Genomic DNA, 335 nt, shown 5'->3' with positions numbered 1-335 from the left:
TGGTGGGCGCTGACGGGATCGAACCGCCGACATTCTGCTTGTAAGGCAGACGCTCTACCAACTGAGCTAAGCGCCCTGAGCGAGAGTAAACTCGTATCAGAGATCAAGTATAAATATACTTGTTAAAACAAACATTCTCAAAGAAGGTATTAAGAGAATGGCGCAGCGGACGGGGCTCGAACCCGCGACCCTCGGCGTGACAGGCCGATATTCTAACCAACTGAACTACCGCTGCACTTGAGTTTTAACGTGAAGGCTTGGTGGGCGCTGACGGGATCGAACCGCCGACATTCTGCTTGTAAGGCAGACGCTCTACCAACTGAGCTAAGCGCCCT

The 335-nt window shown here is 52.5% G+C and carries 3 tRNA genes; all 3 read right to left on the bottom strand.

What is annotated here, in order from left to right:
- Positions 1 to 76 (bottom strand) — tRNA-Val (locus tag NO346_RS14720).
- Between the two features lie 82 nt (positions 77 to 158).
- Positions 159 to 235 (bottom strand) — tRNA-Asp (locus NO346_RS14715).
- Between the two features lie 23 nt (positions 236 to 258).
- Positions 259 to 334: transfer RNA gene (locus tag NO346_RS14710), tRNA-Val, on the bottom strand.
- Between the last annotated feature and the right edge of the window lies 1 nt (position 335).

It is taken from the genome of Acinetobacter sp. 5862, from assembly GCF_024494585.1.
Taxonomy (GTDB): domain Bacteria; phylum Pseudomonadota; class Gammaproteobacteria; order Pseudomonadales; family Moraxellaceae; genus Acinetobacter.
The sequence above is the reverse complement of the archived record's forward strand: the minus strand, read 5'-3'. Positions and strand labels throughout refer to the sequence as shown.